Below are 6,037 nucleotides of genomic sequence, written 5' to 3'. Positions count from 1 at the left end.
CACGGGCTCGCACAAGATCAACAACGCGCTGGGGCAGCTCCTCCTGGCGCGGCGGATGGGCAAGGAGCGCATCATCGCGGAGACGGGCGCCGGGCAGCACGGCGTGGCCACGGCCACGGCGTGCGCCCTGTTCGGCCTGCGGTGCATCGTCTACATGGGCGAGGAGGACGTGCGGCGCCAGTCGCTCAACGTCTACCGCATGCACCTGCTGGGCGCGGAGGTCCGCCCCGTCACCAGCGGCACGCGCACGCTCAAGGACGCCGGCAACGAGGCCCTGCGCGACTGGGTCACCAACGTCCGCGACACGCACTACGTCCTGGGCTCGGCCGTGGGGCCGGACCCGTACCCGCGGATGGTGCGCGACTTCCAGTCCGTCATCGGCCGCGAGGCGCGCCAGCAGGTGCTCGTCCAGGAAGGGCGCCTTCCCGCGGCCGTCGTGGCCTGCGTGGGCGGCGGATCCAACGCCATCGGCACCTTCCATCCCTTCGTGAACGACGCCGGGGTGGAGCTGGTGGGCGTGGAGGCGGCGGGCGAGGGCGTCGACACGCCGCGGCACGCCGCTACGCTCACCCGCGGCGCGCCGGGCGTCTTCCAGGGCTCGCACTCGTACCTGCTGCAGGACGCGGCGGGACAGGTGGCCCACGCGCACTCCGTCTCGGCCGGGCTGGACTACCCCGGCGTGGGCCCCGAGCACGCGTACCTCAAGGACAGCGGCCGCGCCACGTACGCCGCCGTGACGGACGCCGAGGCCCTGGACGCCTTCGAGCGGCTGGCGCGACTGGAGGGCATCATCCCCGCGCTGGAGTCGGCGCACGCCATTGCCTACCTGCTGCGCGAGGGCGCGCGGTGGAAGGGCCGCGGCCCCGTCGTGGTCTGCCTCAGCGGCCGCGGCGACAAGGACGTGGCGCAGGTGGCCGACATGACCCGCGCCCGCTGACGCACCCGACCCCGGCGATCCCATTCCTGACCGGATGACCCAGAGCGCGCCCCTTCTCCTGGAACCCGACGCCGGCACCCCCGGCGGCGACGCCGCGGCTCGCGCCGAGGTGCAGGAGGTGGTGCGCGGCTTTTCGCGCGCCCTGCGCACGCACCTGCTGTACGAGGGGCAGTCGCCGGCCCTGGACAAGTTCGTGGAGAGCCTGCGGGCGCGGATGGGCGCCCTGTGGGACCGCCTGCCGTACCTGAACGTGCAGGTGGAGGAGCGCGAGATCGTGTGGCAGGGCACCGCCGTCTACGTGGGCGAGGAGCGCGACAACCTGGCGTTCCTCCTCTACAAGGACGGCGTCCGCGAGCTGAGCTTCATGCCCGGCTTCGAGGAAGAGGACCTGGACGGGTTCCTGGCCATCCTGGCCCGCATCCACCGCCTCAAGCTGGACGAGGAGGACCTGCTCACCCTCCTGTGGGACCACGACTGGGGGCACTTTCGCTACCGGTACGTGGAGCCCCTGTCCGAGGGCGTCAAGCTCCCCGAGCCGGGCGAGGCGTCGCGGCAGACGCAGACGGCCGCGGCCCCGCAGGACGATCCCGCCCCCGTGCAGTCCATCACCACGGAAGACTTCCGCGAGGCGCTCTACTTCCTGGACGAGGTGGAGATGCGCCGGCTGGAGGCCGAGGTGCAGCGCGAGATGCGCCGCGACCTGTGGACGGACGTGCTCAACGCCATGTTCGACCGGCTGGAGGACGGCGCGGCCCACCGGCAGTCGCAGGTGGTCTCCATCACCTCCGACGTGCTGCCCACGCTGCTGGGCGCCGGCCGGCTGGAGACGGCGGCGTACATGCTGGGCGAGCTGGTCAAGGTGGCCACCAGCGGCCGGCAGCTGCCCCCCGCCGTTGTTCGCGCCATGCGCGGCCTGTTCGACCAGCTGGCGCGCCCCGAGACGGTGGCGGAGCTGGTGCGCATCGTGGAGGAAAGCGGCGACGCGCTCCCCCGCGAGCACCTGGGCGCCCTCCTGGCGTACTTTCCGCCGGAGTCGCTGGGCCCACTGCTGCGCGCGGGGGAGGGAAGCGCGTCCGAGGCGGCCCGCGCCGCCCTGCTGAACGCCGCCGAGCGCCTGGCCGCGCCCAACCCCGGCGCCCTGCGCGCCTTCGTCCTGGACGCCGATCCCAGCATTGCCGCCGGCGCGGCGCGGCTCGTGGGCCGGCTTCGCGTGTCCGAGGCGGGCCCGGACGTGGCGCGGCTGCTCACCCGCCCGGAAGCCCGCGTGCGCGTGGCGGCCATCGAGGCCCTGCAGGAGCTGCGCTCGCCCACGGCCAGCGGCGCCCTGGAAGGTGCCCTGGACGACGAGGAGCGCGAGGTGCGCGTGGCCGCCGTGCGGGCCCTCGCCGCCCTGCGCTGGGCGCCCGCCAAGGGCCGCCTGGAGGCCGCGCTGGATTCCAGGCGGCTGCGCGAGGCGGACCTCACGGAGCGCATCGCCTTCTTCGAGGCGTACGGGCAGCTGGCCGGCGCCGAGGCCGTGGGCGTGCTGGACCGCATCCTCAACGGCAAGAGCTGGCTGGGGCGCCGCGAGAGCGGCGAGATGCGCGCCTGCGCCGCCCTGGGACTGGGCCGCGTGCGCCACCCCGGCGCCGAAAAGTCCCTCGCCGCCGCGGCGGCCGACGCAGACCCCGTCGTGCGCAGCGCCGTGGGCCGGGCCCTGCGCGCCCTCAAGACATGAGCGCCGAACCCCTCGCCACCCACGGCGAGCCCCGCGTGCACCCCGGGCTCGTCACGGCCGACGACCGCGGCCTCCAGCGCCGCGGCCGCGACCTGCTCTTTTCCATGGCCGCCGCCCTGCGGTCGCTGCAGCTGTATCCCCTGGAGAACCAGACGGTCGTCAACGCCCTGTCCGAGCTGGACGGCGTCACCCGCGAGCTGCTGGCCGCCGAGGAGCAGATCACCGTCCGCTTCGTGGGCGACTTCTTTTTCGTCAACGACCTGCGGCTGCGCATCGACCTGCAGTCGTACGCCACCTACGGCCTCGTGGGCCGCACGCTGGCCCGCCACGGCATCGGCGAGCTGGAGGTGTTCCGGGGGGTGAGCGTGGCCGAGTGGACGGCCCTCCTGGCCCTCGTGAACGCCGAGCCGGACCCGGAGGACCGCTTCGGCGCCTTCCTGGAGCGGCTGGGGCGGACGGCCGTCCTGCACCTCTCCGTGGGCCCCGACCGCGAGAGCGAGCCGGACCTGCGCGACGACGAGGCGCGGCGGATGGCCAAGCGGGCCTACGCGCAGACGGTGGCCGTGGCGCGCGAGGTGATGGGCGGGCTGCGGATGGGCAAGGGCGTGAGCCTGCGCCCCGTCAAGCGCGCCGTGCAGTCCATCGTGGACCAGGTGCTCACGAACGAGACGTCCATCGTGGGATTGACAACCCTGCGGGACTACGACGAGTACACGTTCACGCACTCCGTCAACGTCTGCATCTTCTCCGTGGCCCTGGGCAAAAAGCTGGGGCTCAACAAGCACCAGCTGTACGAGCTGGGGCTGGGCGCGCTCCTGCACGACGTGGGCAAGGTGCGCATGCCCCTGGACCTCATCAACAAGGCCGGCCCGCTCACGCCGGAGGAGTTCGAGGTCCTCAAGGAGCACCCCGCCGAGGGGCTGCTGGGGATGTTCGACATGCGGGGCCTGGCGGAGCTGCCCCTGCGCGCCATGCTCATGGCGTACGAGCACCACATGAAGATCGACCAGACGGGGTACCCGGTGAGCGCGCGCCCGCGCGATCCCACCCTGTTCGGCCGCATCGTGGCCGTGGCCGACGGCTTTGACGCGGCCACCACCAAGCGCAGCTACCAGGCGCAGCCCTGGCCGCCGGACCGCGTGCTCAAGGAGATGCGCGACAACCCCGGCCGCGGCTTTGACCCGCTGCTGGTCAAGGCCTTCATCAGCATGACGGGCATCTACCCCGTCGGCAGCGCGGTCATTCTGGACAGCTTCGAGCTGGCGGTGGTCACGGCCCGCAACCCGCGGCCCGAGGCCATGCACCAGCCCGTCGTCCAGGTGATCTACGACAGCATGGGGGTGCGCGTGGATCCGCCGCGCACCCTGGACCTCGCGGAGACGGACCCCGCCACGGGCAGGCCGTTGCGCACCATCATCAAGACCACGGACCCGGAGCGGTACGGCATCCATGTCGGCGACTATTTCGTCTGACCTTTCCCTGGCGGGCGCCTTTGCCGCCGCGCGCGGCGAGAACCGCGCGGCCCTCATCCCCTACGTCACCGCGGGACACCCCCGGCCCCAGGACACGGCCGCCATCCTCACCGGCCTGGCGGACGACGGGGCCGACGTCATCGAGCTGGGTGTGCCCTTCAGCGACCCGCTGGCGGACGGGCCCACCATCCAGCGCTCGTCGTTCGAGGCCATCGAGCAGGGCGTGGACCTGCGCTGGACGCTGGACGCCCTGGCAAGCTTCCGCGCCGTGCGGCAGACGCCCGTCGTCCTCTTCACGTATCTGAATCCCCTCCTGCGGCACGGGATGGAGCGGTTCCTGGCGGACGCGGTGGATGCCGGCGCGCAGGGCCTGCTGCTGACGGACCTTCCCGTGGGCGCGGACGCGGCGCTGGAGAACCGGATCAACGCGTCCTCGCTGGACCTCATCCGCCTCGTGGCGCCCACGACGCGGCCGGAGCGCGTGCGGACCATCGCCGAAGCCGCGCGCGGGTTCCTGTACTACGTCTCGCGGACGGGGGTGACGGGCGCGCGGCAGGAGCTGGCCGAAGGGCTCGCGGCCGAGGTGGCCGAGGTGCGGTCGATGACGCCCGTGCCCGTGGCGGTGGGCTTCGGCATCTCCACGCCGGAGCAGGCGGCCACCGTGGCCCGTGTGGCGGACGGCGTCGTCGTGGGCAGCGCGCTCGTGGAGACGCTGCGCGCCGACGGCGTGGAGGCCGGCCGCGCCTTTCTTCGCTCGCTGCGCCAGGCGGTCGACGGCGCGCGGCAGGCGTGACGGAGAGCCCGCTCTCGCCGGGGGCCGTCCGCCTCCTGCGCTCCTACGCCCGCGGTCTGCTGATCGCGGGCGCCGCGGCCGTGCTCGTCCATTCCGTCTGGGATGGGCCCGTGGACGGGGAGTGGATCGCCGCCGTCGTGGGCGCCCTGGCCGTCATGGGGCTGCGGATGGGCGCCGTGTCGCTCTCCAAGTTCGCCTACGTCACCATGACGGTGGTGCCCGTGGGCGCGCTGACGCTGCTGGGCATGCCCGGCGCGGCGCTCCTGGCCGCGTGGGCCGGCACCTTCGCGGGCGACGCCGTGCGGGGCAAGCCGCTCTTCGCCGCCGGGGTCAACGCGGGGCGCGAGGCCCTGGCCGCCCTGGCCGGCATCGGGGGATACGCCCTCGCGGCGGGCGTGGCCGGGCTGGACGCGGCGGGGGGCGGCGCGGCGCCCGTCTTCTCCGTCACGGGGCTCTCCGTCATCCCCGCGTACTTCCTCACGTACTTCGCCGCGTCGCGGTTCCTCTTCTACTTCTCGCTCCTCTTTCGCGGCAAGCTCACGGCCAACGAGCGCATGGTGCTCGTGCGCTACGAGGTCGTGGCGGCCGCCCTGGGCGCGCTGGGCGCCGTCTGCACGGCGGCCGCGTTCGCCTTCATCTCCGAGTGGGGCGCGTGGATCGCCGTCCTGGGCTTCGTCGCGCTTCCCGGCCTGCTCGCCCGCGCGCTGCTCGTGGAGGCCATCGCCAGCGAGGAGCTGCGCAAGGTGGCCGCCATGGAGGCCGTCATCACGGCGGGAATGCCCCTGGCGGAGTCCATGTCGCGCATCGAGGAGCTGGCGGGACGGCTGATCGAGTGGTCGTGGCTGCACGTGTACTGCGTGCGCGGGGCGGACCTGGTGATGGTGCATCCGCCCGTGGAGCCCGACGACGGCCTGGACGCGTACGAGTCGCTCCGCCGCGCCACCTTCGACTCCGGCCGTCCGCTCGTGCTGGCGGACGCGGAGACGGATCCGCGCACGCGGGGGCTGGGTCCGGCGCGCTCGCTGGTGATGCAGCCCCTGGTCTACGGCCGCAACGCGCTGGGGCTGCTGGAGATCGGCCACCACCGCGCGGGCGTGTACCGTGACCCCGAGGTGCGG

The 6,037-nt window shown here is 73.5% G+C and carries 4 protein-coding genes and 1 pseudogene; all 5 read left to right on the top strand.

Translation table 11 applies throughout. The annotated features are described in order from the left end of the window. A partial coding sequence (trpB, locus tag VFZ20_RS17150; RefSeq protein WP_329685139.1) for a tryptophan synthase subunit beta occupies positions 1–937 on the top strand: 937 nt, incomplete at its 5' end. Between the two features lie 34 nt (positions 938–971). Then, entirely contained in the window at positions 972–2,654 is a 1,683-nt protein-coding gene (locus VFZ20_RS17145; protein ID WP_329685138.1) for a HEAT repeat domain-containing protein, read from the top strand. Next, positions 2,651–4,126, top strand: a complete 1,476-nt coding sequence (locus tag VFZ20_RS17140) for an HD-GYP domain-containing protein (RefSeq protein ID WP_329685137.1) — start codon at positions 2,651–2,653, stop codon at positions 4,124–4,126. The genes VFZ20_RS17145 and VFZ20_RS17140 overlap by 4 nt, the downstream gene beginning before the upstream one ends. Continuing rightward, positions 4,104–4,919: a tryptophan synthase subunit alpha gene (gene trpA / locus VFZ20_RS17135; protein WP_329685136.1), complete on the top strand. Its 816-nt coding sequence runs from the start codon at positions 4,104–4,106 to the stop codon at positions 4,917–4,919. The genes VFZ20_RS17140 and trpA overlap by 23 nt, the downstream gene beginning before the upstream one ends. Then, positions 4,916–6,037: pseudogene (locus VFZ20_RS17130) on the top strand (GAF domain-containing protein); the annotation flags it as partial. The gene trpA and the pseudogene VFZ20_RS17130, both read left to right, overlap by 4 nt.

Origin of the sequence: Longimicrobium sp., from assembly GCF_036280135.1 — a bacterium.
In the GTDB taxonomy this organism is placed as follows: Bacteria; Gemmatimonadota; Gemmatimonadetes; order Longimicrobiales; family Longimicrobiaceae; genus Longimicrobium.
Note: the sequence above shows the minus strand (reverse complement) of the source record. Positions and strands in the feature narration are given on the sequence as shown.